Origin of the sequence: Angustibacter sp. Root456, from assembly GCF_001426435.1 — a bacterium.
In the GTDB taxonomy this organism is placed as follows: Bacteria; Actinomycetota; Actinomycetes; order Actinomycetales; family Angustibacteraceae; genus Angustibacter.
Genome location: NZ_LMER01000017.1, coordinates 83621 through 110091, shown reverse-complemented (window position 1 = coordinate 110091; position 26471 = coordinate 83621). Strand labels below are relative to the sequence as shown.

Sequence of the window (26471 nt, the reverse complement as noted above, 5' to 3'; positions counted from 1 at the left end):
AGCCTACCTGGGTGGTGCACCCGGTCTGTTCAGTCGGTCGAAGGCGCCCTCGCCGTACCGGCGCGCCACTCGCTCGCGCAGCCGCTCGTCGTGGCGGGGCACCGGCTCGAGGAAGACCTCGACGACGTCGCCGAACTCGCGGCGCAGGGCGCGGTTCATCTCGACCGTCGACTGCTCCACCTGCTGGGCGTCCAAGCCGTCGGCGTAGTCCAGCCGCGCGCACACCAGCACCTGGTCGGTGCCCATCCGCTCGGTCAGCAGGTCGACGACCGCGTCGACCTCCTCGCGCTCGACGAGCCAGCGTGCGATGGCCCCCACCAGTCGAGGATCTGCGGCACTCCCCACGAGCAGGTTCTTGTTGGTGCGCGCCAGCAGGAACGCGATGAAGGCGAGCAGCGCGGCGATGAGCAAGGACGCCACGGCGTCCGGCCACGAGGACCCTGTGAGGTGGTGGCCGTACACGCCACCGAAGGCCAGCAGGATGCCGATGAGGGCCGCCGAGTCCTCGTAGAAGACGGTCTTGATCGTGGGGTCGTCGGTGGAGCGCAGTACCTCGCGAAAGCTCTTGTGCTCCTCGCGGGTCTGAGCGCGCACGCCCTTCACCGCTCGTAGCCAGCTGACCCCCTCGAGCAGGAAGCTCACGCCCAGCACGATCGACGACAGCACCAGGCCGCCGGACTCCTCTCCGCCGCTGAGGAGCTGGCGGATCCCCGCCATGCCAGCGAACACCGCGCCGGACACGAAGATCGACACGGCCGCCACGAACGCCCAGAAGAACCGCTCCGCGCCGTAGCCGAACGGCCGGTGACGGTCGGCGGGTCGCTCGCTGCGTTTGAGCGCCACGAGCAGCAGCACCTCGTTGGCGGTGTCGGCGATCGAGTGGCCCGTCTCGGCGGCCATCGACGCCGAGCCGGACACCACCGCCGCCACTCCCTTGGCGACGGCGATCCCGGCGTTGGCGAGCAGGGCGACGATGACGGTGCCGGTGCTCTCACCGCCGCCGCCTTCGCCGCCGCCGCCTTGGCCGCCGCCGCTTTCGCCGTCCGGATGGTCTGCTTGGTCCTCGCTCACGGCGGCGACGCTACGCCTGGCTAGGGTGGCCCGCATGACCAGCGCACAACCCCCGGCCACGAGCCTGCCCAGCGACCGTCTCGCCGAACTCCGCGAGGCGGTCGCCCGCGAGATGCCCGGCGTCCGCCGCGATCTCGAGGCTCTGGTGCGCATCCCGAGCGTGTCCGAGCGTGCCTTCGACCAGGCCCACGTCGCGGCGAGCGCCACGGCCGTCGCCGACCTGCTGCGCGCTGCCGGACTGCGCGACGTCGACGTCATCGACGAGGGAGGCGCGCCCGCTGTCGTCGGTCACCTCGACGGGCCCGAGGCAGCGCCGACCGTGCTGCTCTACGCCCACCACGACGTCCAGCCGCCCGGCCAGGACGCCGACTGGACGTCCGCGCCGTTCGAGCCCACCGAGCGTGACGGCCGTCTCTACGGTCGCGGTGCCGCTGACGACAAGGCGGGCGTGATGGCTCACCTCGCGGCGATCCGGGCTCACGGCGGGCGACCCCCGGTGAACCTCACGGTCTTCGTCGAGGGCGAGGAGGAGTCGGGTTCGCCGTCCCTCGGCCGCATCCTCGAGGCCCACCGCGACCGGCTCGCCGCCGACGTCCTGGTGCTCGCCGACTCCACCAACTGGAAGATCGGCGTGCCCGCGCTCACCACCAGCCTGCGCGGCCTCGTCGAGGCGTACGTCGAGGTGCGCACGCTCGACCACGCGGTGCACAGCGGCATGTACGGCGGCGCCGCCGTCGATGCCGTGACGGCCCTGATCCGGCTGCTGTCGACGTTGCACGACGACGCCGGAGACGTTGCGGTGCAAGGACTCGTGAGCAGTGAGGCAGCCGACCTCGACCTCACCGAGGACCAGCTGCGCGCGGACGCCGGGGTGCTCGACGGCGTGTCGCTCATCGGCACCGGCAGCCTGACCTCGCGGCTGTGGACCAAGCCGGCTCTGACCGTGGTCGGCTTCGATGCCACACCGACCGACAAGGCGTCCAACACCCTTGCGGCGCAGGCGAAGGCGAAGATCTCGATGCGCGTGGCTCCGGGGCAGGACGCCGACGAGGCCTACGATCTGCTCGCGCGGCACCTGCGCGAGCACGCACCGTGGAACGTGCAGGTCGACGTCCGGGTGCGCGAGACCGGCCAGCCCTTCAAGGCCGACGTCGAGGGGCCTGCGTACGACGCCGCCCGCGCTGCGTTCGCCGACGCCTGGGGCGTCGAACCGGTCGACATGGGCATCGGCGGGTCGATCCCGTTCATCGCCGACTTCGCCGCGATCTACCCCGACGCCGCGATCCTCGTCACCGGCGTCGAGGATCCCGACACCCGGGCCCACGGCGCGAACGAGAGCCTGCACCTCGGGGAGTTCGAGCGCGTGTGCGTCGCCGAAGCGGTGCTGCTGGAGCGCCTGGGCTCACTCCCGCGCTGAGTCCCCGTTGATCACGTCCAGTGGGTGACACTCCGCTTGTCGAGGGTTGCACCCCTCGACAAGCGGGTCGAAGCCTCGACCCGTGCCCGTGCCCGTGCCCGTGCCCGTGCCTCAGCCGAAGTGGGCCTGGGCCCACGCCACGAGCAAGCCCACGGCCGCGATCGCACCGGGCACCAGGGCCACGCTCGGGCGACGCCAGCCCCGGCGGCCCGCAGGTGAGGTGGTGCGCAGCAGCTGCTCGACGGCGAACGCAGCCTGCTCCGGCGTGGGTTCCTGCTCCAGCACGTCGGCGAACCGCCCGACCGCCTGCGGGGGCAGGGCCAGCGCGTCGTCGGGCTCGGCGAGGCGCAGCACCACCGACGCGCGGCCGGCCGTGACCCCTTGGACGCGCTCGATCGGGATGAGCTCGTCCGCCCACCGCCCCCGATGCAGCAGCGCCCCCGGCCGGACCCCCAGCGGTGGCCTCGACAGGCCCGCGAGGAACACCAGCCCCTCGGCGAGCGTGGAACCGCCGAAGACGATCGGCAGGAGCGCATCCCATCCGGCCTCGCCGTCGAGGACCCACCGCGCCGCGGGGTAGACCGCCACCGCCAGCACGTACGCGAGGGGTGCCGCCACGGGGGTGACGACGCGCAGCGCGGTCGTGGCCGCCCACTCCTTGGCCCTCGACCCCTGGGGGCGCCTCGCCTCGGCTGGCGGCGCGTCGGGGGCCGCGTCGGCCGGCGCGCGCTCAGCGCGCTCGCGCACCTGCAGGCGCAGCGCGCGGTCGCGCAGCCGCCCCCAGGTCCACGGGTCGACCACGCCGCTCAGCGACACCAGGGGCGGCGTGCCGTCGACCTGCAGGACGACGGGATCGCCGTCGCGCCGCAACCCGATCACGGTGGCAGGCGCGCCGCCGTCGAGGGCTCGCGGCAGCGGGGGCGGGGGAGGGACGTCGTCGTCGTAGTCCTCGTCGACCAGGCCGTCGGCCCACGCGGCCAGCTCGGCGTCGCTCAAGGTCGCGACGTCCGGCGGCTCCGGCTGCAGCCACGGGTCGCCATCGGGCCCGTCGTCGCGCCCGACGTCGCCGCCCTCGTCATCCTCGGACGCCGCCAGCGCGCTCAGCGGCAGCAGCAGCCCGGACGGGCCGACGTCGCGCACCAGCGCCAGCGGACGATCGAAGCGTGGGTCGTCAAGGGTCGTGAGCAGCACGCGCGCGCCGTCACGGCGGCCGGCCAGCAGCCGCACCGCTGGACCTCCGCGGTGCAGCAGCTCGAACCGCCGCCAGCCCCGGCTCCACAGCCGTGCGGCGACCCCGAGCAGCACCACGAGCAGCAAGGCGGCGACGCCGATCCGCCAGCTCGGGTCGTCCGGCTCCGCCACGAGCGCGACGTGGGCCGGGTCAGCCGGGTCGACCAGCACCGGCACGCTGTCGCCCACGGCGTAGGTGCCCTGCGGCTCGACCCGCACCTGTCGGCCCTGCACGTCGAGCGTGACGGTGTAGCCGTCGGAGCTCAGCTTCGTCACGGTGGCGTCGAGGTGCGTGCTGCGTGCCTCCCGCTCGTGCTGTGCCGCGGTGGCTGCCAGGTGCCAGGCGAGCAGACCCCCGGCCACGGCGACGGCGAAGGCGGCCACCACCAGCGCCGCGAGCCGGGTGTCCTCGTCGCGGGGCAGCCGGTCGGTCACGGACGCGTCCACGCCGGGGTACCGCCGCGTCGGTGCCTGCCACGCCGCCGCCTCTAGCTGTTGCCGCCAGCGCCCGAGCAGGTCGACAGCGCCGACGGCGACGAACCACACCAGCGCCCAGCGCCACAGCGACGGGAACGAGGAGTCGACGGCCACCGGCCCGGCCAGCAGGCCCGCCGCCGCCGCGGCGCCCCACACCGCCGCGCGGGGCAGGAGCAGGGCCAGCACGACCATGCCGATGGCGAGAACCTCGGCGACCGGCACCAGGTGGTAGGCCAGGGTGTCGAGCGGCAGCCGGCAGGGCGCGGACGGCGTGCACTGCGTGCTCTCACTCACCGTCTCGGTGACCACCAGCACGAGCAGCGGGACCGCGACGCCGAGGCTCAGCCCCCAGCGGGGCAGGCGTCGCCGCCAGCGGAGCGCCTGATCCGCCGTGATGGCCGGCGGCACGTCAGTCTCGAGCGGTGATGCCCGGCAGCGCCAGCATCTGGTCGAGCGCGACGCGCGCCCAGTGCGCGACGTCCGGGTCGACGACGATCCGGTTGACCACGCGCCCGGCGGCCAGCGACTCCAGCGACCACACGAGGTGCGGCAGGTCGATGCGGTTCATCGTCGAGCAGAAGCACACGGTCTTGTCGAGGAAGACCACCTGCTTGTCGGGGTGCTGCTTCGCCAGCCGCCGCACGAGGTTCAGCTCGGTGCCGATGGCCCACGATGAGCCGGCGGGAGCTGCCTCGAGGGTCTTGATGATCTTCTCCGTCGAGCCCACGTGGTCGGCCGCGGCGACGACCTCGTGGCGGCACTCGGGGTGCACGAGCACCTGGACGTCGGGGATGCGGGTGCGCACGTCGTCGACCGACTCGAGGCTGAACCGCCCGTGCACCGAGCAGTGCCCGCGCCACAGGATCATCCGCGCGTCCTGCAGCTGCTGGCGGGTGAGGCCGCCGAGCGGCTTGTGCGGGTCGTAGACGACGCAGTCGTCGAGGCTGAGGCCCTGCTCGAGCACCGCGGTGTTGCGGCCGAGGTGCTGGTCAGGCAGGAACAGCACCTTTCCGCGACCCTCCGGCCGCTGGCCGAAGGCCCAGTCGAGCGCCGTCCGCGCGTTCGACGACGTGCAGATCGTGCCGCCGTGCCTCCCGGTGAAGGCCTTGATGGCCGCCGAGGAGTTCATGTACGACACGGGCACCACGTCGTCGGCCACGCCGGCGTCGGCCAGGTCGTCCCAGGCGTCCTCGACCTGCGCGATCGCGGCCATGTCGGCCATCGAGCAGCCCGCGGCGAGGTCGGGCAGCACGACCTGCTGGTGCTCGGCGGTGAGGACGTCGGCGCTCTCGGCCATGAAGTGCACGCCGCAGAACACGATGTACGGCGCATCAGGGCGGGCCGCCGCCTGCTGCGCGAGCTTGAAGGAGTCACCGGTGACGTCGGCGAAGTCGATGACCTCGTCGCGCTGGTAGTGGTGGCCCAGCACGAACACCTCGTTGCCGAGCGCGGCCTTCGCGGCGCGAGCCCGCTGCACCAGGTCGGGGTCCGACGGTGCCGGCAGGTCACCTGGGCACTCGACCCCCCGCTCGGTCTCGAGGTCGCGTCCGCGACCGAGCAGCAGCAACGCGGCCGGCGAGGCTGCCGGCTCCGAGAACGTGGTCACCCGCTGATTTTCCCACAGCGGCCCGCTACCGACGCGCACGCTGGCCACCTGGGAGGATCGCGCCGTGCGCGTGCTCCTCGTCCCCGACTCCTTCGGCCCGCTGACGGCGTCGCAGGCGGCTGACGCGATGGCCTCCGGATGGCGCGCGCAAGCACCCTCCGACACGCTCACCGCGTGCCCGCAGTCCGACGGCGGCGCGGGGTTCGTCGACGTGGTCCTGGCCGCCCGCGGTGGTGATCTCGTGCCGGTCACCGTGAGCGGTCCGCTCGCCGAGCCCGTGCCGGCCACGGTGCTGGTGTGCCCGGCGACCGAGGGGCCTGACGGCGACCCCGTGACGGCCTACATCGAGGCGGCGCAGTCGTGTGGCGCACACCTGCTGGCCGCCGACCAGCGCGATCCGTGGCGGGCGTCGAGCCGCGGACTCGGCGAGCTGCTGCTCGCCGCCGTGGACACGGGCGCGCGGCGGGTCGTCGTCGGTGTCGGTGACACGGCGTCGCACGACGCGGGCGCAGGACTACTGGCCGCCCTGGACGTGGACGGCGACCGGCTGGGCGCCGGCGGCGGCGCGCTCTCGGCGGTCGAGGCCGCCGACCTGGTCGGTCTGGCCGCGGCGCGCGAGCGGTTGCGCGAGGTCGAGCTCGTCGTCGCCACGGCCACCGACATCCCGTTGCTGGGCTTCCACGGCGCCAGTGCCGTCGAGGCGGCCGGACGCGGTGCCAGCCCTGAGCAGGCGCAGGCGCTCGAGGCGTCGCTCGGCCACTTCGCCCAGCTCGCCGAGCGGTCGTTGGTGGCGGGTCGCCCGCTCGCCGGGACGTCGATCGCGGCTCGGCCCGGTGCCGGGGCGGGCGGTGGCGTCGCCTTCGCCTTGATGCTCCTGGGCGCCCAGCAGCTTGACGGCGTGGAGGCGTCGGCCCGCGCGACCCGGCTGGCGGCGCGCCTGCGCGAGTGCGACCTCGTGCTCACGGGGGAGGAGGTGTTCGGCTGGGAGTCCACGCGCGCCGGAGTCGTGAAGCACGTCGCCGCGCTCGCCCTCGAGGTCGGCGTCCCCAGCATCGTGCTCGCCACGCACGTCGAGGTCGGCCGGCGCGAGACCTCCACCCTGGGGCTGTCGGGCGCCTACGCCGTCGTCGAGGGCCCCGCCGGTGCGACGCCACCGTCATCGGACCCGGCCGGCGCCCTCGCCGCGCGGACTCGCCGGGTCGCGCGCACGTGGTCGCACTGACGTCGTACGCTGGGGTGTGTTCAGCGCGGTTTCAGAGCACGGTTCACAGCAAGGATTCAGAGCACGGTTTCACAGCACGGTTTCAAAGCACGGTGCAGACGGGTCCGCTGCGGATCCACGCGACAGGGGAACACCTCACCTGCCTCGGCGGTTGCCGCTGGTGGCCGCGAGTTCGACGAGTCGACGAGTAGACGAGTAGGGATGCCCGCATGACCGACACCACCCAGACCAGCCCGCAGACCACCGAGGCCACCGAGGCCGCGCACGGCGTCGTCCTCACCGACGTGGCCGCGCAGAAGGTCAAGAGCCTGCTCGAGCAAGAGGGCCGCGACGACCTGCGCCTGCGCATCGGCGTCCAGCCCGGCGGCTGCTCCGGCCTGATCTACCAGCTGTACTTCGACGAGCGCTCGCTCGACGGCGACCTGGTCGAGGACTTCGGCGGCGTCGAGGTCGTCGTCGACCGGATGAGCGCCCCGTACCTGTCGGGCGCGACGATCGACTTCGCCGACACGATCGAGAAGCAGGGCTTCACGATCGACAACCCCAACGCCGGCAGCAGCTGCGCGTGCGGTGACAGCTTCAGCTGAGCCGTTGTTCGCGCCGGAGACGACGTGACACGAGGCCGGTCCCTTCGGGGGCCGGCCTCGCTCGTGTCTCAGGTGCCGTACGCCGGCAGCTCGTCGAGCAGGTGACGGGCGTCGTCCGGCACCTCCAGGGCCGACCGCCTCGGGGACGACGGCGGAGCGGGCTGCGCGACCACGCGCGTGAGCACCACCTGCGCGCCGTCGACGCACAGGTCGTGCATCGTGCCCTCGTCGAGGGCCGACCGGGGGCCGATAACCACTGCCGATGCGCTCATGGCAGCGACGCTAGGCCGTTACCGACGAGTACTCCAGGACCATCGTCACCTGCTGCTGCCGGTAGGGTCGTGGGGTGCGCATCGCGATCACCGGCTCCATCGCCACCGACCACCTCATGACGTTTCCGGGGCGGTTCGCCGACTCGCTGGTGGTCGAGCAGCTGGACAAGCTCTCGCTGTCGTTCCTGGTCGAGGAGCTGGACGTCCGGCGGGGGGGAGTGGCCGCGAACATCGCCTTCGGCATGGGCAACCTGGGCCTGCGCCCGTTGCTGGTGGGCGCCGTCGGGCCGGACTTCGTCGACTACCGCGCCTGGCTCGAGCGGCACGGCGTCGACTGCGGCGGCGTGCACACGAGCGAGCTGCGGCACACGGCGCGCTTCATCTGCACCACCGACACCGACCAGGCCCAGATCGCGTCGTTCTACGCCGGTGCGATGAGCGAGGCGCGCGACATCGAGCTGGCGCCGTTGGCCGCCGCGCACGGGGGTCTCGACCTCGTGCTGATCGGCGCCAACGACCCCGAGGCGATGCTGCGGCACACCGAGGAGTGCCGGGCGCGTGGCTTCGCCTTCGCCGCCGACCCCAGCCAGCAGCTGGCCTTCGCCGACGGCCCTTCCATCCGCCGCCTCATCGAAGGTGCGGCGTACCTGTTCAGCAACGAGTACGAGGCCTCGCTCACCCAGCAGAAGGCCGAGTGGAGTGCCGACGACATCCTCGAGCGGGTGGGCACGCGCGTCACCACGCTCGGAGCCAAGGGCGTGCGCATCGAGCGCCGCGGCGAGCCCGTGATCGAGGTGCCGGTCGCCCGCGAGCTGCGCAAGGCCGACCCGACCGGTGTCGGGGACGCGTTCCGCGCCGGCTTCCTCGCCGGTCTGTCGTGGGGCCGCGACCTCACCCGCTGCGCCCAGCTCGGCTCGATGCTGGCGACGTACGTCATCGAGACGATCGGCACGCAGGAGTACGAGCTGGGCCGCGGTGGCTTCCTGGCCCGGTTCGCCGACGCCTACGGCGCCGAGGCCGCCAGCGAGGTCGAGCCGCACCTGGGCATCGCCCGCGCCTGAGCCCGCCCGGTCCGTCGCCGTGCCTGCCCACGAGCCACCGCCGACGCGGTGGGACCTGGACGCCGAGCCCACCGCGGGTGACGACCTCGTCGGCGTCGGCGCCGACCTCGAGCCGGGCACCCTGCTGGCCGCCTACCGCGTGGGGCTGTTCCCGATGGGCGTCGGCGCGAACGGCCGAGCCCCTCTGGGCTGGTGGTCGCCCGACCCCCGCGGGGTGCTGCCCCTGGACGGCGTGCGGGTGACCCGGTCGCTGCGCCGCGTGCTGCCGCGCTTCGAGGTGCGCGTCGACACGGCCTTCGCGGCCGTCGTCCAGGCCTGCGCCGACCCCTCTCGGCCCGGTCGCTGGATCACCCCCGGCGTCGCCGACGCCTACCAGCGCCTGCACGAGCTCGGGTGGGCGCACTCGGTGGAGTGCTGGCACGAGGGCCGGCTCGTCGGTGGCCTGTACGGGGTCGCCATCGGCGGACTGTTCGCCGGGGAGTCGATGTTCCACCGTGAGCGCGACGCCTCGAAGGTCGCCCTCGTGGCGCTCACCGACCTGCTGCGCGAGGGTGGGGACGTCGCTCGTCGGCTGCTCGACGTCCAGTGGCGCACCGACCACCTGGCCACGCTCGGGGTCGTCGAGGTGTCGCGTCAGGAGTACCGGCAGCGGCTGGCGACGGCGCTCACCTTGCCGCTGCCGCCCGCGTTCGCCTAGGACCGCGCGGCGGCCGGCGGCCCGAGCTCGACCGTGATCCGCAGGGTGTCGCCGTCCCGTTCGCTGCCCACGACGCGATGGCCACGCATCCGCGCCCAGGCCGGGACGTCGTGCTCGGCCGCCGGATCGGTGGCCAGCACCTGCAGCAGCGTGCCGGGGGCCGCGCCGTCGGCCGCGCGCGCCAGCCGGATCACGGGCAACGGGCACCGCAGCCCACGGGCGTCCACGACCACCGCGGCGCCGCTCACAGCCGGTCGGCTCCGAGGACGGCGCGCACCTGCGCCACGACCTGCGGCAGGGTCGCGCAGAACGCCTCGACGTCGGACTCGACCGGGTCGAGGGGGAGTGTGATGCGCAGGTTGCCGTGGGTGAGCACGCCCATGGCGGCCAGCACGTGGCTGGGCTCGAGGGTGCTGGCCGTGCACGCCGACCCGCTCGCGACGGCGAAGCCGCGCCGGTCGAGCTCGTGCACCAGGGCCTCGCCGTCGACGAACAGGCTCGAGAAGGTCACGATGTGCGGGAGCCGGTCGTCAGGGTCGCCGACCACCTCGGTGCCGGGCACGGCCGCAGCCGCCGCGCGCAGCTGGTCGACGAGGGCGCGCTGTCGGACCGCGCGGGCCTCACGCCGGCTCTCGGCATCGAGCAGGCCCGCGGCTGCGGCGAGCGCCGCCGGGACGTCGACCTCTCCGGGCACCCGTCCGTGCTCGTTCTCGTCGGACGGCCCGTCGGGGCGCCAGCGCGTGCCCGTGCGCACCACCAGGACGCCGACGCCGGGCCCGGCCCACGACCGGGCGTCCGCCACGACCACGTCGCCGCCGGCCGGCACGCGGTCGCGGCCCAGCACCGCACCGGCGTCGACGAGCAGCGGCACGCCGGCGTCGCGGCACGCCTGCGCCGCAGCGCCCAGCGGCTGTCGGGTGCCCACCTCGCCGTTGGCCGCCTGCAGGCAGGCCGCCGCCACGCCGTCCGCCGCCACCTCGCGGGCCCACGCCTCGAGGTCCACGCGGCCGCGCCGGTCGACGCCGACCACGACGGCGCGCCCGCCCTGGCCCTCCAGCCACTGCCCGGTCTGCAGCAGGGCCGAGTGCTCCACCGCGCTCAGCACGAGCCCGCGACCGACCCGACGCCGACCGTGCAGCAGCCCGCGCAGCCCGATCTGGCGCGCGAGCGTCGCCGACGGCGCGAACGACACCTCGTCGGCCCGTGCGCCGAGCACGCCGGCCACCGCCTCGCGGGCACCGTCGAGCAGCGCCCGGGCCCGACGTCCCTCGGTGTACAGCCGGCGCGGGTCGGCCCACCCGTCGTCGAGGGCGCCGAGCAGCGCCTCGCGCGCGGCGGCGGACAGCGGGGGAGCGGCCGCGTCGAGGTGACGGCGGCCCTGGCTGGCTGGCTGCAGGGGTGACCCGGACGACGTCGGCACGCCGGCCACGCTAGCCCCACCCTCCCCGACCTCGCGGTGGGTGCTGCGGTAGGTTGTGCGGTGTTCGAAGGCATTGCCCTGCCCGCCACCGGTTCTGCCCCAGAGCCGGGTGTCCGGAGGTCGGCGGGACAGCCGTGGGATCCGTCCGAAAGGTGCGCCGTGCGTTCCCTCCCTCGATCGCGACCGAGCCGGTCTCGGCGCGCGACGCGGCTCGCCGTGGTCGTCGGCGCTGCTGCGCTGGCCCTGTCCGGGTGCTCGGCCACCACCGAGCGCGGGTTCCTGCCCAAGGGCGTCACGACCGACGCCGACCGGATCACCAGCCTGTGGAACGGCGCGTGGATCGCCGCCCTGACCGTCGGCGTCCTGGTGTGGGGTCTGACGATCTTCAGCATCGTGGCCTACCGCAAGCGCAAGGACGACGACTCCCTGCCGGTCCAGCTGCGCTACAACCTGCCGATCGAGATCCTCTACTCGGCGGTGCCGCTGTTCATGATCGGCGTGCTGTTCTTCTACACCGCGCGTGACGAGACCGCGCTGCTGAAGACCTCCGCGCAGCCCGACAACGTCGTCAACGTCGTGGGCAAGCGCTGGGCGTGGGACTTCAACTACCTCAGCGACAACGTCTACGACTCGACGACGCAGACCGAGCTCACCGGCTCCGTGGAAGACCTCGACAAGCCCCCGGTGCTCTACCTACCGGTCGACAAGACCACCCAGTTCGTGCTCACCACGCGCGACGTCAACCACTCGTTCTGGGTGCCCGCCTTCCTGATGAAGCTCGACCTCATCGCCGGTCGGGTCAACAAGTTCGAGGTCACGCCCACGACGGTCGGTACCTACCAGGGCAAGTGCGCCGAGCTGTGCGGCGCGTACCACTCCCAGATGCTGTTCCGGGTCAAGGTGGTGCCCCAGGCCGAGTACGACCAGCACGTCGCCGAGCTGAAGGCCAAGGGCCAGACCGGTCAGCTCCCCAACTCCCTCAACCTCGAGAAGCTCGCCCCCGGCGAGACCGAGAAGATCCCGACGCCGGGAGGCAACTGATGACGACGGCGTACCGCGAGGCCGACTGGGTCGAGCCCCGGCGGCCCAGCCTGGGCCGCACGGTCGTGAAGTGGGTGACCAGCACCGACCACAAGGTGATCGGCAACCTGTACTTCATCACCTCGTTCGTCTGGTTCCTCGTCGGCGGACTGCTCGCGCTGCTGATCCGCGCCGAGCTGTTCGAGCCCGGGCTGCAGATCGTGCGCAACCCGGAGGAGTACAACCAGATCTTCACGATGCACGGCACGATCATGCTGCTGTTGTTCGCGACGCCGCTTTTCGCCGCGTTCGCCAACGCGATCATGCCGCTGCAGATCGGCTCGCCGGACGTCGCCTTCCCACGGCTGAACATGTTCGCCTACTGGCTGTACCTGTTCGGCGGCATCATCGCGGCCATCGGGTTCCTGACGCCCCAGGGTGCGGCCGGCTTCGGCTGGACGGCGTACTCGCCGCTGTCGAGCGTGGTCTACTCGCCGGGCCTCGGTGCTGACCTGTGGGTGTTCGGCCTGTCGTTGGCCGGCTTCGGCACGATCCTCGGCGCCGTCAACTTCATCACCACGATCGTGTGCATGCGGGCCCCGGGTATGACGATGTTCCGGATGTCGCTGTTCACCTGGACCGTGCTCATCACGTCGATCCTCGTCCTGATGGCCTTCCCGGTGCTGGCCGCCGCGCTGCTCGCGCTGGGCGCCGACCGACGGCTGGGCGCGCACATCTTCGACCCCGTCAACGGCGGGTCGATGCTCTGGCAGCACCTGTTCTGGTTCTTCGGCCACCCCGAGGTCTACATCATCGCCCTGCCGTTCTTCGGCATCATCAGCGAGATCATGCCGGTCTTCAGCCGCAAGCCGCTGTTCGGCTACAAGGGCATGGTGTTCGCGACGATCGCCATCGCGGCGCTGTCCGTGACGGTGTGGGCGCACCACATGTACGCCACGGGTCAGGTGCTACTGCCCTTCTTCGCGTTCATGACGATGCTGATCGCCGTCCCGACCGGTGTGAAGTTCTTCAACTGGATCGGCACGATGTGGCGCGGTCAGCTGACGTTCGAGACCCCGATGCTGTGGTCGCTCGGCTTCCTGGTCACGTTCTTGTTCGGTGGTCTGACCGGCGTCATCCTGTCGAGCCCGGCCCTGGACTTCCACGTCACTGACACCTACTTCGTCGTGGCGCACTTCCACTACGTCGTCTTCGGCACCGTGGTGTTCGCGATGTTCGCCGGCTTCTACTTCTGGTGGCCGAAGTTCACCGGCCGGATGCTCGACGAGCGCCTGGGCAAGATCCACTTCTGGATGCTGTTCATCGGCTTCCACACCACCTTCCTGATCCAGCACTGGCTGGGTGTCGAGGGCATGCCGCGTCGCTACGCCGACTACATGGCCGGTGAGGGCTTCACCTGGGAGAACCAGGTCTCCACGTTCGGCGCGTTCCTGCTGGGCGCGTCCACGCTGCCCTTCCTCTACAACGTGTGGAAGACCTGGCGCACGGCGCCGATGGTCGAGGTCGACGACCCGTGGGGTTACGGCGCGTCGCTGGAGTGGGCCACCTCGTGCCCGCCGCCGCGGCACAACTTCGTCACGATCCCGCGGATCCGTTCGGAGCGCCCGGCGTTCGACCTGCACCACCCGGAGGTCACGCGCGACGACTCGCCGAAGGCCGACAAGAACGTGCTCGACCACCTGTACGGCGAGCCCGACCTCGACGCCGAGGGCGTGGGGGCGACGTCCGGCGGCACCGGCGGCGGTGACGGTGTGCCCAACGGCCGCAACGGCGTGAACGGCGAGGAGAGCTGACGTGAAGGTCGAGAGCTGGCTGTTCGGGGCGGGGTTCTTCTTCTTCGCGCCGGTCGGCGTCATCTACGGGATCCTGACCCACTGGGACGAGCCGGTCGGTCCGGTCGGCTTGTTCCTGTGCGCCGGCCTGGCCTCCATGGTCGGCTGGTACCTGTGGTTCACCGCCCGTCACGTCGACGAGCGGCCTGAGGACGACCCGGCCGCGTCGATCGAGGCGGGCGCTGGGGAGTACGGCTTCTTCTCGCCGCACAGCTGGTGGCCGCTGCCGCTCGCCGCTGCGGGCGCCGTCGTCTTCCTGGGCCTGGCCGCCGGTTGGTGGCTCATGTACCTCGGGATCGCCCTGGGTGCACTGGCGCTCATCGGCTGGGTCTTCGAGTACTGGCGCGGCGCGCACGCGCACTGAGGGGTTCGGCTCGGTTCCGGGTCACCCGACCCGGTTCGTCACCCAGGTGGCTTACAGTAGAGGGGTCGTCCCCGCCACCTGAGCGGTGTGCCTCGAGTCCTTGAGGTCGATGGCGACGCCGACCGACACACCGCTCTCGGGGGACCGAACGTGCGACAGACCAACCAGGCACCATCCCAGAACCGCCCCGCGTCGGGGCGTCTCGCCCGCCGGGCACTGGTGTGGTCGTCGCTGGTGGCTGCCGCGGCGATCGCCATCGCCGGCTGCCAGAGCAGCACGCCGCAGGCCGCGGCTCACGACCGGCCGAGCGTCACCAGCCCGTCGACGCCTGCGGTGGAGCCTGCATCCCTCACCATCTCGCCCACCGACGGCTCGACGTCCGTGCGCCCCGACGCGACCATCACCGTGAGCGCCGACGGCGGCACGCTGCAGGACGTCTCGGTCCGCTCCGGTGACGGAGCCGCGGTCGAGGGGACGCTGAACGACGCCAAGACCACGTGGACCGCTAAAGGCGGCCTACGCCCTAGTGCGACGTACCAGGTGAGCGCGAGCGCCGTGAACGAGGCGGGGGAGGCGACGTCGCAGACGGCTACCCTCACGACGCTGAAGCCCAGGGACACCGCGACCTACGGCATCATCCCGTCCGGCTCCACGCCGGTGGGGGTGGGTATGCCGGTGGCGATCCAGTTCGTCACGCCGGTGGACGCTGACACGCGGGCTGCGGTCGAGCGCCGGGTCTCGGTGACGTCGACGCCCGCCATGAAGGGTGCTTGGGGCTGGCTCGACGGCCGGCAGCTCATCTGGCGCCCGGCGACGTACTGGAAGCCGGGCACCAAGGTGACGGTGAAGGCGAACATCGCGGGCATCGAGACCCACAACGGGCTGTGGACCGACCACGACGCGTCGAGCACGTTCACCATCGGCGACGCCATGGTCAGCACCGTCAACACCAAGACGCACCGGATGACCGTGACCCGCAACGGCAAGGTCCTGCGGGTGCTCAAGGTGAGCACCGGGCGCCCCGGCAGCGACACAGAAACCCGCAATGGCATCAAGGTCATCTTGTCGCGTGAATCGCAGCACACCATGGACTCGGCGACGATCGGCATCAAGAAGGGCGAGAAGGGCTACTACAACATCGACACCAAGTGGGCCATGCGGCTCACCTGGAGCGGCGAGTTCCTGCACTCCGCGCCGTGGTCGGTGGGCGCTCAGGGCAACGCCAACGTCAGCCACGGGTGCACCAACCTCGCCCCCGCCGACGCCAAGTGGCTGTTCGACCACTCCCGGATGGGCGACGTCGTGAAGTTCGTCGGCTCGACCCGCAAGCTCGAGGAGTACAACGGCTACACGATGTGGAACGAGACGCTGGCCCAGTGGGCCAAGCACTCCGCCCTCTGACCCACTGGCTCTGACCGCCGGCTCCCAGGCGCACCGCGGCCACGTACGCGGCGAGCGGAGGTAGGCGCCACGTGCCGTCGGTGGCCGTCGTCGCAGCCCGTTGGCGTGACCTCGCCCAGGCGCCCCTAGAGCCGCTCGAGCCAGGGGTGCCCAGGATGCGCGGTGGCCAGGGCGTCACGCAGCCAGCCTCGCCGCTCCGGGGCGAGCAACGGGAGGCAGGTGCGGAAGTCGGCTTCGTCCTTGGGGCGCAGCCCCGGTGCCTTGTGCAGCAGCTGGATCTCCGGACGCAGGTACGTGACCCCGCCCTGCGTCCAGAACAGGTCGTCCACCGGGAGGTTGATGCGCCGGTCGCGCTTGTACGTCCAGGTCGCGTCGGTGAGGTCCATGAGGATGACGTCGTACTCCCACGGCTCCGCGCCGCCGGCCCGCAGCCACAGGTTGCTGCAAGACGGTGACAGCCGCTCGTCGGGCGAGAGCACCGGTCGCAAGATGCCGCGGTCGGCCTGCCAGACGTCGAGCTGTCCGGCCACGTGACGGACCAGCTCCGCCACGTCGCTGCGGGGGATGCTCGGGTCGAGGTCGCCGTGCTGCCGCGGCACGCCGGTGAAGGCCTCTACGGCCCAGCCGCCAGCGATCCACCAGCGGCCCGGGTAGTCGACGAGCAGGTCGACCGCGTCGGCCGGGGTGCGGGCGGCCCACGGCCCGTACCTGCGGACGACCTCGTCGTGGGGGAGCACGGCCTGCACGCTAGCCGACGTACCGTCCGGGGACAGAGAGGTGGGGCACCTGACCTCGGTCGGGTGCCCCACTTCTCTGTTGTCGGGAGGCTGACGCCTCGCCGGCGCCTCAGTGGCGGGTGACCGCCCGGGTCTCGACCTCGCCGCCCTCGATGCCGCGTGACTCGTGCGAGGTGTCGAGTGCCTCGTGCTCGCCGTGAGCGTGCGCAGCGGCCAGCTCGGCCGGCGTGACGGTCTCGACTCGGTCCTCGAACCAGAACCGCGACAGCTTGGCCCGCATTCGCTGCGCGCGCAGACCTGGACGGCGCACCCCGTCGGCGTCCGTGGCCTCGGGCTCGGGCAGCGGCCGGTGGGTGTCGTGCTGCACGAGCTCCCAGCGGGCGTACTCGTTGACCGGCTCGTGCACCTCGAGGTACTCACCGTGCGGGAGCCGGACAATGCGCCCGCTCTCGACCCCGTGGAGCACCAGGTCGCGGTCGCGGCGCTGCAGTCCGAGACAGATCCGCTTGGTGATCACGAACACGATCGGCGGGATCACGAAGATCGCCACGCGCAAGAAGTTCGTGATGTCGTTGATCGACAGCTTGAAGTGCGTCGCGATGAGGTCGTTGCCACCGCCGGCGAGCAGCAGCAGGTAGAAGCTGATCGCCATCGCGCCGAGACCGGTGCGGGTCGGGGCGTTGCGCGGGCGGTCGAGCAGGTGGTGCTCACGCTTGTCGCCGGTGACCCAGGCCTCGATGAACGGGTAGAACGCTGCCGCCATGGTGACGATGCCGGGCAGGATGAGGCCACCGAGGGCGATGTTGAAGCTGAACGTCCAGCCGAACACCTGGAACTCGAACCATCCCGGCGTCAGGCGGATCGCCCCCTCCAGCCAGCCCATGTACCAGTCCGGCTGCGAGCCGGCGGTGACAGGGGAGGGGTCGTAGGGACCGTACGCCCAGATCGGGTTGATCTCCGCGATCGCCGCCAGGAGCGTCGTCACACCGAATACGATGAAGAAGAAGCCACCCGCCTTGGCCGCGTACACCGGCATCACGGGGAAGCCGACGACGTTCTTCTCGGTGCGGCCGGGCCCGGGGTACTGCGTGTGCTTCTGCAGTGCCACCAGGGCGATGTGCACTGTGAAGAGCACCACCAGCAGCGCCGGGATGAGCAGCACGTGCACGGTGTAGAGCCGGGGGATGAGCGCCTCGCCGGGGTAGTCGCCGCCGAAGACGAAGGACGACACGTACGAGCCGACGATCGGGATCGACAGGATCATGCCGCGGGCGAACGACAGGCCGGTGCCTGACAGCAGGTCGTCGGGCAGCGAGTAGCCGGCGAAGCCCTCGACCAGCGCGAGCAGCGACAGCACCAGGCCGATGACCCAGTTGATCTCGCGCGGCTTGCGGAAGGCGCCGGTGAAGAACACCCGGAACATGTGGGTCGCGATGGAGGCCACGAACAGCAGCGCCGACCAGTGGTGGATCTGGCGCATGACCAGACCGCCGCGCACCTCGAACGAGATGTCGAGCGTGGACTTGTAGGCCTCGGACATGTCGATGCCCTTGAGCGGCACGTAGGAGCCGTCGTAGATCACGTGGCCGGCCGAGGGGACGAACCAGAAGGTGAGGAACGTGCCCGTGAGCAGCAGCACGATGAGGCTGTACATCGCGACCTCACCGAGCATGAACGACCAGTGGTCGGGGAAGACCTTCTTCAGTCCCCACTTGACCGCCGTGGCCGCGCCGGTGCGGTCGTCGACGTAGCTCGCGACGCCGCCGATACCGCGGTTGGCTGTGCTCTGGCTCATCGGTGACCTCGCTCAGGGAAGCTCGGCCCGACAGCCTCCTGGAACGGCTGACGGGCGACCAGGTAACCCTCGTCGTTGACGGTGATCGCCAGCTGGGGAAGCGGGCGGTGGGCCGGGCCGAAGATCACCTTGGCGTCCTCGGTCACGTCGAACGTCGACTGGTGGCAGGGACACAGCAGGTGATGCGTCTGCTGCTCGTACAGGCCCACCGGGCAGCCGACGTGGGTGCAGATCTTGGAGTAGGCCACGATGCCCTCGTAGCCCCAGTCGCGCTCCTTGGCGCTCTTGATGTCGTTGGGGTTGAGGCGCATGAGCAGCACCGCAGCCTTCGCGCGCTGCTCGAGGATGTCCTCCACCTTGTCGATGCCCTCCGGCATGACGTGGAACACCGAGCCGACGGTGACGTCAGAAGCCTTGATCGGTGCCAGCTCGGGGTCGCTGACCAACCGCATGCCGGCCTTCCACATGGTGTGCGACAGACGGTCGCCGGGAAGCGGCCCGAGGTCGCGCAGCGCCACGATGAACGGCAGACCGAACAGACCGAGGGCACCGCCGAGGGTGGCCTTGATGAGGGGGCGCCGGGCGATGCCGGAGGACTCCGCGCCCTCCTGAAGCGTCTCCACCGCGGCCTCGCGGGTCTGGTCCGAGCTGCGCAGCTGGTGGCGCTCCTCGACGACCTCCTCGTCGGGCATGAGCGTCTTGGCCCAGTGGATGGCGCCGACGCCAATGAAGAACAGGCCGAAGCCCAGGCCCAGGCCGAGCAGGAGGTGCTGCAGGCGGACGGCGCCGATGAACGGGACGTACACCGCCTGGTCCATGCTGACCGCGAAGTACGACACTAGGAACACCAGCGTCGCGAGCATCGACAGCGTGAACATGGCGGCCACCTGGCGCTCCGCGCGCTTGGCGGCGCGCGGGTCGACGTCGGCCATGCGGTGGGGGTGCGGCGGCAGCCCGGGGTTCTCGAACAGCGTGGGTGCCGCCGTGGTGCCCGGCAGCGCGACCGCCCGCTCGGGCGTGGGCACGTCGCTGGTGCGGGCGGGGGTGGTGTCGCTCATGGGAGTCAGTTCCGCATCCTTCTGGCTGCCGGCGTCCGTCTCGTGGCTCATGACCTCATGCCGCCTTCGAGCCCAGCCAGACCGCGCACCCGATGAGGGCACCGATGCCGACGACCCAGGCGAACAGGCCCTCAGGCACGGGACCCAGGTTGCCGAGCGAGGAGCCCCCGGCGTTCGGCTCGTTGCTGGTCGTCTTCAGGTAGGCGATGACGTCGCGCTTGCTCTGCGGCGTGATGTTGGAGTCGTTGAACACCGGCATGGACTGCGGGCCGGTGATCATCGCCTCGTAGATGTGCTTGGGGGTGGTGTTCTCCAGGCTCGGGGCGTACTTGCCGCGCGTCAGAGCGCCACCGGCCCCGGCGAAGTTGTGGCACATGGCGCAGTTGACGCGGAAGATGGCGCCGCCGCGACCGGGGTCGCCGCCCTCGGCGGTGGCGTACTCGGTCGAGGGGATGCTGGGGCCCGGAGCCAGCGAGGCGACGTACGCCGCGAGCTGGGAGATCTCCTTCTGGGAGAACTGGACCTTCTTCTGCTGCGCCTGCGGCCCGGGGGCAGCCAGCGGCATGCGCCCCGTGCCGACCTGGAAGTCGACGGCGGCGGCACCGACGCCGATCAGGCTGGGCGCGGCCACGTCACCCTCGCTGTTGGCCGGCGCCCCCTGGGCGTTGAGGCCGTGGCACGACGAGCAGTTGGCGAGGAACAGCTTCTTGCCCTGCTGGACGTCGTCGGCGCTGGCCGTCGACGCCGCAGCGGGCTGCGGGGCCAGGGCGGCGTACGCACCGCCCGTGGCGAGCAGCCCCAAGGCGATGAGCAGCACCAGGGCCAGCGGGTGGCGCCGGCGGGCGGCGAGAGCGGTCACGTGCGGGTCCTCGTTTCGTGCCGAGCCGGGGTCGGGGACCACGGCTGTGGAGCGAGCCTACGTCGGGGTTCTTGCGCGGGCGCAAGCGACGGCGCGATCCGGGGGGACCGCGCTGCGCGCCGCGCCGAGCCGGTCACTTCAACAGGTAGATCGTCGCGAACAGCGCGATCCACACGACGTCGACGAAGTGCCAGTAGTAAGAGGTCACGATCGCGCCGGTGGCCTCGGCGTGCCCGAACCGGCGCGCGGCGAAGGTGCGGCCGATGATCAGCAGGAAGGCCAGCAGGCCGCCGGTGACGTGCAGGGCGTGGAAGCCGGTGGTGAGGTAGAACACCGAGCCGTACGCGTCGGAGTTGATCTTGACGCCCTCGTGCACGAGGTTCGCGTACTCCAGCACCTGGCCGGACACGAAGACGGCACCGAACAGGTACGTGAGCGCGTACCACTCACGCATGCCCCACTGCCGGAACTTCAGCAGCGAGCCGGTGCGGCCGGGCTGGAACTGCTCGGCCTTCCAGACGCCGAGCTGGCACCAGACCGAGCTGATCACGAGCACGAGCGTGTTGGCCGCGGCGTAGGGGACGTCGAGCTTCTCCGGGCCCGTCACCCACTCCTGCGGCACGACGCTGCGGATCGTGAAGTACATCGCGAAGAGCCCGGCGAAGAACATGAGCTCGCTCGACAGCCACACGATGGTGCCCACCGAGGCCATGTTCGGCCGGCTCACCGCCGGGTGCGCGGGCACGGTCTCAACTGCTGATGCGGTCGCCACGGTCGTCATTATTGCCCTATGGCTCGGCGAACGGGGAAGCGACCCCCCGACGTTCGGTGAAGCCGTCACCAGCGACGATGCGCTGGCCTGCCGTGGACGCCGGGCCGCTACGATCGCGGACGCAGGCTGTCGGCCTGCTGACCCACCGCAGCACCCACCAACGGCACCAGAGGACGACACGCATGAGCGCGACGCAGGCGACCGGCGCGGAGCAGGACACCCGCACCCTGACCGTCCTGGTCTACAGCGACAACGTCGACACCCGCACGCAGGTGCGCATGGCGGTCGGCCGCCGTCCGGCCCCTGACGTGCCGCGCGTGGAGTGGGTCGAGTGCGCGACGCCGGCGGCCGTCGTGAGCGCCATGGACTCCGGGCAGATCGACCTCGCCGTGCTCGACGGCGAGGCCAGCCCGCTGGGTGGTCTGGGGCTGTGTCGGCAGCTGAAGAGCGAGATCTACCGCTGCCCGCCGATCCTGGTGCTCACCGGGCGCCCGCAGGACTCCTGGCTCGCGGCGTGGTCGCTGGCCGACAACGCCGTCTCGCACCCGCTCGACCCGGCCGGCGTCGCCGCCGCCGTGGCCGAGCTGGCGCGCGGCCTGCAGGGCTGAGCGGTGGCCGGCGCGGGGGCGACCGGCGGGGCCTCCGGTTCAGGGGCAGCCACCGAACCCACCTGGCCCGCGTTGCTGCACCGCCTCATCACCGGCGGTGACCTCGCCACCGACGAGACGGCGTGGGCGATGGATCGCATCATGTCGGGCGACGCGTCCGCCGTGCAGGTGGCGGGTTTCCTGGTCGCCTTGCGGGCCAAGGGCGAGAGCGTCGAGGAGCTCGCGGGACTGGTGCGCGCCATGCTGCAGCACGCCGTGCCGATCGACGTTGCGGGCCCGGTGGTCGACATCGTCGGCACCGGCGGTGACCGCGCGCACACCGTGAACATCTCGACGATGGCGGCACTGGTCGTGGCCGGCGCCGGTGAGCGTGTCGTCAAGCACGGCAACCGGGCGGCGTCGAGCGCCTGCGGCTCGGCCGACGTCCTCGAGGCGCTCGGCGTGCGGCTCGACCTCACGCCGGCCCAGGTGGCCGAGGTGGCCGTGGACGCCGGCATCACCTTCTGCTTCGCCACGGTGTTCCACCCCTCGATGCGGCACGCCGCCGTCGCGCGAGGGCAGCTCGGCGTGCCGACGGCCTTCAACTTCCTGGGCCCGCTCACCAACCCCGCGCGCCCGAGCGCGTCCGCGGTGGGGGTCGCCGACCTGCGGATGGCGCCCTTGATGGCCGGGGTCCTGGCCGAGCGCGGTGTCAGCGCGCTGGTCTTCCGCGGCGAGGACGGCCTGGACGAGCTGACGACCTCGGGGCCCTCGACCGTGTGGGAGGTGCGCCAGGGTGAGGTCGTCGAGCAGCGGCTCGACCCGGCCGAACTCGGCGTGCCGCGCTCGCCGGTGTCGGCGCTGCGTGGTGCGGACGCCGACTACAACGCGCGCGTGGCTCGTGACCTCCTGGCGGGCGAGCGCGGGGCGGTACGCGACGCCGTACTCCTCAACGCCGCGGCGGCGCTGGTGGCCGCTGACGCCGTGGGCCGGACGGCGCAGGGCGACCTGGCCGAGCGGCTGGCTCAGGGTCTGGCCCGCGCCGCGGAGTCGGTGGACTCCGGTGCGGCGGCCGACGTGCTGCAGCGCTGGGTGGCCGCGACCGCCGCGCGCTGAGGCTCAGCGGCTGCAGGTCGAGGGGCTGGCGCTCAGCCGTCGAGGCCGAGGGCGAACGCCGCCTCGAGGTCGTGTCGCGAGTAGGCACGGAACGAGATGTGCGTCTGCGTGTTCAGCACGCCCTCGACCTTGTTGAGCCGGTCGGCGATGACGTCGGCGAGCTCCTCGTGCTCGCGGACGCGCACCATGGCGATGAGGTCGACGTCCCCGGTCACGGAGTAGACCTCCGTGACGCCGTCGAGATCGGCGATGGCGGAGGCCACCTCGGGGATGCGGTCGACCTCGGCCTGGACGAGCACGATGGCGGTGATCACAGGCCGCAGCCTAGTCGTCAGCCCGCGGCCGGGTGGCGCAGGCTGCTCGCAACGGGAGCTGTGCCGCGCCGGACGACGCCGGGCTCGTCGAACGGCACCGCGCCGGCAGCAGCCACGGCGAGCGGTTCGAGTCTGGCTCGTTCGGCCCCGGCGCCGTGGACCGGGCAGCTCCACTCGCCCTCGACCTCGACCAGCCGCGTGCCGTCGGCCTCGATCCAGCGCAGCACCTTCTCGGCCTCTTCGGCGCTGGCCGCGGGTGCGGGGAGCGTCGGCGGCTCGGGCACCTCGGCCGTGGCGGCGAGCGCCTCGACGTAGGGCCAGGGGTCGCTTCCGCGGGGAGCCACCGTGGTGCCGGCCAGCCGCCAGTGGCGCACCAGCACGATCTCCCAGCCCCCTTCGGGCCGTCGCCGCGCGGCCACGATCTTCGGGCAGGCGGCGAACGCGCCGAGACGTTGCGCGCGCGCGGCACCGCGCACGAGGGTCACCAACCGGTCGCGGATCGTGGCCGCCTGCTCGAACCGCTCACCGGCGCTCAGCGCGCCGATACGGGCGCGCAGGTCGGCGGCCAGCGACCGGCAGTCACCGGTGAGCACCGCCCGCACCTGGGCGACGAGCACGGCGTAGTCGACGCTCGCCTGCTCGGCGGTGGCGTCGTCGGCCGCCTGCGTGCACGGGGCCAGGCACCGGCGCATGTCGGCCAGCACGCAGCTGCCGCCGCCACCGCGCCGGCCCATGCGCCGGGTGCACTGGCGCAGCGCGAACACCTCGTGCAGCGCGTCGACCGCCAGCTCGGCGGCGCGCCGCCCGCTGAACGGCCCCACGTAGGTGGCGCCGTCGTCGCGCACGGCGTGGACGACCGACAGGCGGGGGAAGGCCTCGGCCGTCAGCTTGACCCACGGCATGCGCTCGGGGAAGCGCGAGCGTCGGTTGTACCGCGGCTTGTGCTCGGCGATCAGGCGCAGCTCGCGCACCTGCGCCTCGAGCGTGGTCTGGCAGACGATGGCGTCGACGCGTTCGGCGATCGCCACCATCTCGCCCATGCGGCTGCGCCGCTCGGAGGCCGTGAAGTACGTGCGGACCCGCGAGCGCAGATCGTGCGACGTGCCGACGTACAGCACGTGGTCGTGCGCGTCGCGGAAGACGTACACCCCGGGGGCGTGCGGGAGGGACTCGGCGAGGTGCCGCTTGCGGCGCTGCGCGGGGGAGACCCGCGAGGTGAAGGTGGTGAGCTCCTCGAGGGAGTGGACGCCGAGGGCACCAACCCGTTCGAGCAGGCCGTGCAGCACGTCGACGGTGGCGCGAGCGTCGGTGAGGGCGCGGTGGTCGGGTGTGGTCGGCGAGCCGAAGAGGCGGGCCAGCGAGCCGAGCTTGCGGTTGGGCACCTCGTCGAGCGTGACGACCTGACGGGCGAGGTGGACGGTGTCGACCACGGTGAACCCGGGCCACGGGTACCCGCACTGGCGTGCCGCGTCCTTGAGGAACGACACGTCGAAGGGTGCGTTGTGGGCCACCAGCACGCTGCCGCGCGCGAACTCGAAGAAGGCCGGCAGCACCGCGTCGATGACCGGTGCGTCCCGCACCATCGCGTCGGTGATACCCGTGAGCAGCGCGATGAAGGCCGGGATCGGGGTGCCCGGGTGCACCAGCGTCTGGAACTCGCCGAGGATCTCGCCGCCGCGCACGCGCACCGCGCCGATCTCGGTGATCGCCGCCGCGCTGGGCGACCCTCCGGTGGTCTCGAGGTCGACCACGACGAAGTCGGTCTCGGCCAGCGGTGTGCCGAGCTCGTCGAGCGTGCCCTGGATCAACCTCACGTTCCGGAGGGTAGATCGGGGTGCCGACAGTCCCGGCGAGGCGCGCTGACCTAGGCTGCCACCGTGTCGTGCGACGCCGGGTCCGGGCCAGCGGCGCTGCCGGACGCCGTGCGCCGGCGCGTGCTGGAGCTGGCCGCTGCCGCCCTCGGCGCGCTGCCGGACGCCGAGGTGCCGTCGAGCCTGGTGCAGGTGCGCCGGTTCGCTCCTGGACGCCGAGCGAGCGCCGGGGCGACTCCGCTGGCGACCGCGCTCGAGCGCGACGAGAGCTTCCGCTCGAGCGTCGCCGCCGCGGTGCGCGAGGCCGAGCCCGACCTCACGCAGACGCTGGACGCCGGCGCGAGCGTGCCGGCCGGTGACCCGGTCGAGGTGGCGGCCGTGGTGTACCTCCTGCGCTCACCGCCCTGGCCCGACCAGCTGCAGACCGCGTTGCAGGCCGTGCGCGATCAGGCGTCCCGGGCTGAGTCGGTGAGCGCGCAGCGCGAGGTCGAGCGGCTGACCCGCGCGCTCGACGACGCCCAGGCCGAGCTGCAGCGGTTGCGCGCTGAGGTGGCCGCCGAGCGCCAGGATCTCACCGACGAGCTGGCCGCCGTGCGCCGCGAGCTGCGTCGGCACCGCTCGGACGCCGACCGGGCCCGGTCGCAGGCACGCAGCACGGCGCAGGACGCCGCCGGTGCGGTCGAGCAGGCCGAGCGCGCTGCGCAGTCCGCCGAGCAGCGGGCCCTTCGGGCCGAGGCCGAGCTGGAGCGCAGCCGTGAGGCCCTCGAGGCGCTGCGCCGCGCTGACCGTGAAGGGCGCTCGCTGGCCGGTTCGCGGGCTCGGCTGCTCCTCGACACCGTCGTGGAGGCGGCCACGGGGCTGCGCCGGGAGCTGGGTCTGGCACCTGCTGACGTCCTGCCCGCCGACCTGGTGGGGGAGGCGGCCGGTGAGGAGCAGGCCGGGACGGCGAGGCCACCGGTCCGGGCCCGAGCGGACGACGACCCGAGCGTGCTGGCCGAGCTGCTCTCGCTGCCGCGCGCCCACCTGATCGTCGACGGCTACAACGTCACCAAGAGCGCGTACGGCGACCTGCCCCTCGCTGACCAGCGCAGCCGCCTGGTGTCGGGCCTGTCGACGTTGCAGGCGCGCACGCGGGCGGAGATCACCTGCTGCTTCGACGGCGCGGTGGTCGAGGGGCGGGTCACCCCGCCGGCGGCGCGGGGCGTGCGGGTGCGCTTCAGCACGCCGGGAGAGATCGCCGACGACCTGATCCGGCGCCTGGTGCGGGCCGAGCCGCGGGGGCGGGTCGTCGTGGTCGTGTCCAGCGACCGGGAGGTAGCGGACGGCGTGCGTGCGGCAGGGGCGCGTCCGGTGCCCAGCCCTGCGCTGGCCCGGCTCCTCGACCGCGGCTGACCCGGCGCCGCGCGACCCACCTCGTCCGGGCGTCGTCTCGTGGTTGTCAGACCCCGCGTCTAGCGTCGCCGTCAGTGAGGTCGGCACGGTGCCGGCCGAAGCGGAGGAGGTGACTGCGATGCACATCGACTGCGACAGCTGCCAGGTCCGAGGGCTCGCCTGCGGTGACTGCGTGGTCACCGTGCTGCTCGGCGCGCCGCCGGAGGGCGTCGAGCTCGACGCCGCCGAGCAGGCGGCGATCGGCGTCCTGGCCGACACCGGGCTGGTGCCCCCGTTGCGCCTTCGCCGCGCGACGGGCTGAGGGCCGTCGCCGGTGCTCGTGCTTACGATGA

General features: G+C 72.3%; 26 protein-coding genes. 13 read left to right on the top strand and 13 right to left on the bottom strand.

Annotation, left to right across the window (positions count from 1 at the left end):
* Window positions 1-3 precede the first annotated feature (3 nt).
* The gene (locus tag ASD06_RS11630; RefSeq protein ID WP_235502315.1) at window positions 4-1071 is read right to left on the bottom strand and encodes a cation diffusion facilitator family transporter; all 1068 of its coding nucleotides are present in this window, start codon (window positions 1069-1071) and stop codon (window positions 4-6) included.
* A 34-nt stretch (window positions 1072-1105) separates the two neighbouring features.
* Between ASD06_RS11630 and ASD06_RS11625 the strand changes: the two genes are divergently transcribed.
* Window positions 1106-2488: a dipeptidase gene (locus ASD06_RS11625; RefSeq protein ID WP_056677484.1), complete on the top strand. Its 1383-nt coding sequence runs from the start codon at window positions 1106-1108 to the stop codon at window positions 2486-2488.
* A 111-nt stretch (window positions 2489-2599) separates the two neighbouring features.
* On the opposite strand, the gene ASD06_RS11620 is transcribed toward ASD06_RS11625, so the two are convergent.
* Together ASD06_RS11620 and nadA are read right to left on the bottom strand one after the other, a co-directional pair.
* Window positions 2600-4603, bottom strand: coding sequence for a DUF3592 domain-containing protein (locus tag ASD06_RS11620; protein ID WP_056677480.1), 2004 nt, complete (start codon window positions 4601-4603; stop codon window positions 2600-2602).
* A gap of 1 nt (window position 4604) precedes the next feature.
* Window positions 4605-5801, bottom strand: a complete 1197-nt coding sequence (gene nadA, locus ASD06_RS11615; RefSeq protein WP_200942097.1) for a quinolinate synthase NadA — start codon at window positions 5799-5801, stop codon at window positions 4605-4607.
* A gap of 64 nt (window positions 5802-5865) precedes the next feature.
* Here nadA and ASD06_RS11610 point away from each other — a divergent pair, with 64 nt between their 5' ends.
* Window positions 5866-7023 carry a glycerate kinase gene (locus ASD06_RS11610; RefSeq protein WP_056677477.1) on the top strand — a complete coding sequence of 386 codons (1158 nt, stop codon included), beginning with the start codon at window positions 5866-5868 and terminating at the stop codon, window positions 7021-7023.
* A 209-nt stretch (window positions 7024-7232) separates the two neighbouring features.
* Window positions 7233-7610 (top strand): iron-sulfur cluster assembly accessory protein, encoded by a 378-nt coding sequence (locus ASD06_RS11605; RefSeq protein ID WP_056677474.1) that lies wholly within the window; start codon window positions 7233-7235, stop codon window positions 7608-7610.
* Between the two features lie 68 nt (window positions 7611-7678).
* Here ASD06_RS11605 and ASD06_RS11600 read toward each other — a convergent pair whose 3' ends face one another.
* Complete coding sequence (locus ASD06_RS11600; protein WP_157371671.1) at window positions 7679-7882, bottom strand: hypothetical protein; 204 nt, start codon at window positions 7880-7882, stop codon at window positions 7679-7681.
* Window positions 7883-7956: 74 nt separating this feature from the next.
* Between ASD06_RS11600 and ASD06_RS11595 the strand changes: the two genes are divergently transcribed.
* Together ASD06_RS11595 and aat are read left to right on the top strand one after the other, a co-directional pair.
* Entirely contained in the window at window positions 7957-8943 is a 987-nt protein-coding gene (locus ASD06_RS11595) for a carbohydrate kinase family protein (protein WP_056677468.1), read from the top strand.
* Between the two features lie 19 nt (window positions 8944-8962).
* A complete protein-coding gene (aat, locus tag ASD06_RS11590) occupies window positions 8963-9640 on the top strand; it encodes a leucyl/phenylalanyl-tRNA--protein transferase (protein WP_056677465.1) in 678 nt (225 codons plus the stop codon).
* On the opposite strand, the gene ASD06_RS11585 is transcribed toward aat, so the two are convergent.
* Together ASD06_RS11585 and ASD06_RS11580 are read right to left on the bottom strand one after the other, a co-directional pair.
* On the bottom strand, window positions 9637-9888 hold the full coding sequence (locus ASD06_RS11585) for a sulfurtransferase TusA family protein (RefSeq protein WP_056677462.1): 252 nt from the start codon (window positions 9886-9888) through the stop codon (window positions 9637-9639). The genes aat and ASD06_RS11585 overlap by 4 nt on opposite strands.
* Window positions 9885-11060, bottom strand: a complete 1176-nt coding sequence (locus ASD06_RS11580) for a cysteine desulfurase family protein (RefSeq protein WP_200942095.1) — start codon at window positions 11058-11060, stop codon at window positions 9885-9887. Before ASD06_RS11580 ends, ASD06_RS11585 begins: the two co-directional genes overlap by 4 nt.
* Window positions 11061-11219: 159 nt before the next feature.
* On the opposite strand from ASD06_RS11580, the gene coxB reads away from it, so the two are divergent.
* The 4 genes from coxB to ASD06_RS11560 all read left to right on the top strand — a co-directional run bounded on the left by coxB (window position 11220) and on the right by ASD06_RS11560 (window position 15698).
* On the top strand, window positions 11220-12101 hold the full coding sequence (coxB, locus tag ASD06_RS11575; protein WP_056677459.1) for a cytochrome c oxidase subunit II: 882 nt from the start codon (window positions 11220-11222) through the stop codon (window positions 12099-12101).
* Entirely contained in the window at window positions 12101-13894 is a 1794-nt protein-coding gene (gene ctaD / locus ASD06_RS11570; protein WP_082537962.1) for a cytochrome c oxidase subunit I, read from the top strand. The genes coxB and ctaD overlap by 1 nt, the downstream gene beginning before the upstream one ends.
* Before the next feature lies 1 nt (window position 13895).
* Window positions 13896-14297, top strand: coding sequence for a cytochrome c oxidase subunit 4 (locus tag ASD06_RS11565; protein ID WP_056677456.1), 402 nt, complete (start codon window positions 13896-13898; stop codon window positions 14295-14297).
* A gap of 150 nt (window positions 14298-14447) precedes the next feature.
* Window positions 14448-15698, top strand: a complete 1251-nt coding sequence (locus tag ASD06_RS11560; protein ID WP_157371670.1) for an Ig-like domain-containing protein — start codon at window positions 14448-14450, stop codon at window positions 15696-15698.
* A gap of 125 nt (window positions 15699-15823) precedes the next feature.
* Here the strand turns inward: ASD06_RS11560 and ASD06_RS11555 are convergent, their stop codons facing one another.
* The 5 genes from ASD06_RS11555 to ASD06_RS11535 all read right to left on the bottom strand — a co-directional run bounded on the left by ASD06_RS11555 (window position 15824) and on the right by ASD06_RS11535 (window position 20928).
* Entirely contained in the window at window positions 15824-16435 is a 612-nt protein-coding gene (locus ASD06_RS11555; RefSeq protein ID WP_200942094.1) for a hypothetical protein, read from the bottom strand.
* A gap of 109 nt (window positions 16436-16544) precedes the next feature.
* Window positions 16545-18230: a ubiquinol-cytochrome c reductase cytochrome b subunit gene (locus ASD06_RS11550; RefSeq protein WP_056677450.1), complete on the bottom strand. Its 1686-nt coding sequence runs from the start codon at window positions 18228-18230 to the stop codon at window positions 16545-16547.
* Complete coding sequence (locus ASD06_RS11545) at window positions 18227-19288, bottom strand: ubiquinol-cytochrome c reductase iron-sulfur subunit (RefSeq protein ID WP_056677444.1); 1062 nt, start codon at window positions 19286-19288, stop codon at window positions 18227-18229. The genes ASD06_RS11550 and ASD06_RS11545 overlap by 4 nt, the downstream gene beginning before the upstream one ends.
* A 55-nt stretch (window positions 19289-19343) precedes the next feature.
* Window positions 19344-20147: a cytochrome c gene (locus tag ASD06_RS11540; protein ID WP_056677441.1), complete on the bottom strand. Its 804-nt coding sequence runs from the start codon at window positions 20145-20147 to the stop codon at window positions 19344-19346.
* Between the two features lie 133 nt (window positions 20148-20280).
* Window positions 20281-20928: a heme-copper oxidase subunit III gene (locus tag ASD06_RS11535; protein ID WP_056677438.1), complete on the bottom strand. Its 648-nt coding sequence runs from the start codon at window positions 20926-20928 to the stop codon at window positions 20281-20283.
* 173 nt (window positions 20929-21101) lie between these two features.
* Between ASD06_RS11535 and ASD06_RS11530 the strand changes: the two genes are divergently transcribed.
* Window positions 21102-21527: a response regulator transcription factor gene (locus tag ASD06_RS11530; protein ID WP_056677436.1), complete on the top strand. Its 426-nt coding sequence runs from the start codon at window positions 21102-21104 to the stop codon at window positions 21525-21527.
* Window positions 21528-21530: 3 nt separating this feature from the next.
* Window positions 21531-22622: an anthranilate phosphoribosyltransferase gene (gene trpD / locus ASD06_RS11525; protein ID WP_056677433.1), complete on the top strand. Its 1092-nt coding sequence runs from the start codon at window positions 21531-21533 to the stop codon at window positions 22620-22622.
* A 32-nt stretch (window positions 22623-22654) separates the two neighbouring features.
* Here the strand turns inward: trpD and ASD06_RS11520 are convergent, their stop codons facing one another.
* Window positions 22655-22936 (bottom strand): Lrp/AsnC family transcriptional regulator, encoded by a 282-nt coding sequence (locus tag ASD06_RS11520; protein ID WP_056677430.1) that lies wholly within the window; start codon window positions 22934-22936, stop codon window positions 22655-22657.
* 17 nt (window positions 22937-22953) lie between these two features.
* Window positions 22954-24750 (bottom strand): DEDD exonuclease domain-containing protein, encoded by a 1797-nt coding sequence (locus tag ASD06_RS11515; protein ID WP_056677425.1) that lies wholly within the window; start codon window positions 24748-24750, stop codon window positions 22954-22956.
* A 63-nt stretch (window positions 24751-24813) separates the two neighbouring features.
* On the opposite strand from ASD06_RS11515, the gene ASD06_RS11510 reads away from it, so the two are divergent.
* A complete protein-coding gene (locus ASD06_RS11510) occupies window positions 24814-26139 on the top strand; it encodes an NYN domain-containing protein (RefSeq protein WP_056677422.1) in 1326 nt (441 codons plus the stop codon).
* A 118-nt stretch (window positions 26140-26257) separates the two neighbouring features.
* Window positions 26258-26440, top strand: a complete 183-nt coding sequence (locus ASD06_RS11505) for a hypothetical protein (RefSeq protein WP_056677821.1) — start codon at window positions 26258-26260, stop codon at window positions 26438-26440.
* The last annotated feature ends 31 nt before the right edge of the window (window positions 26441-26471 follow it).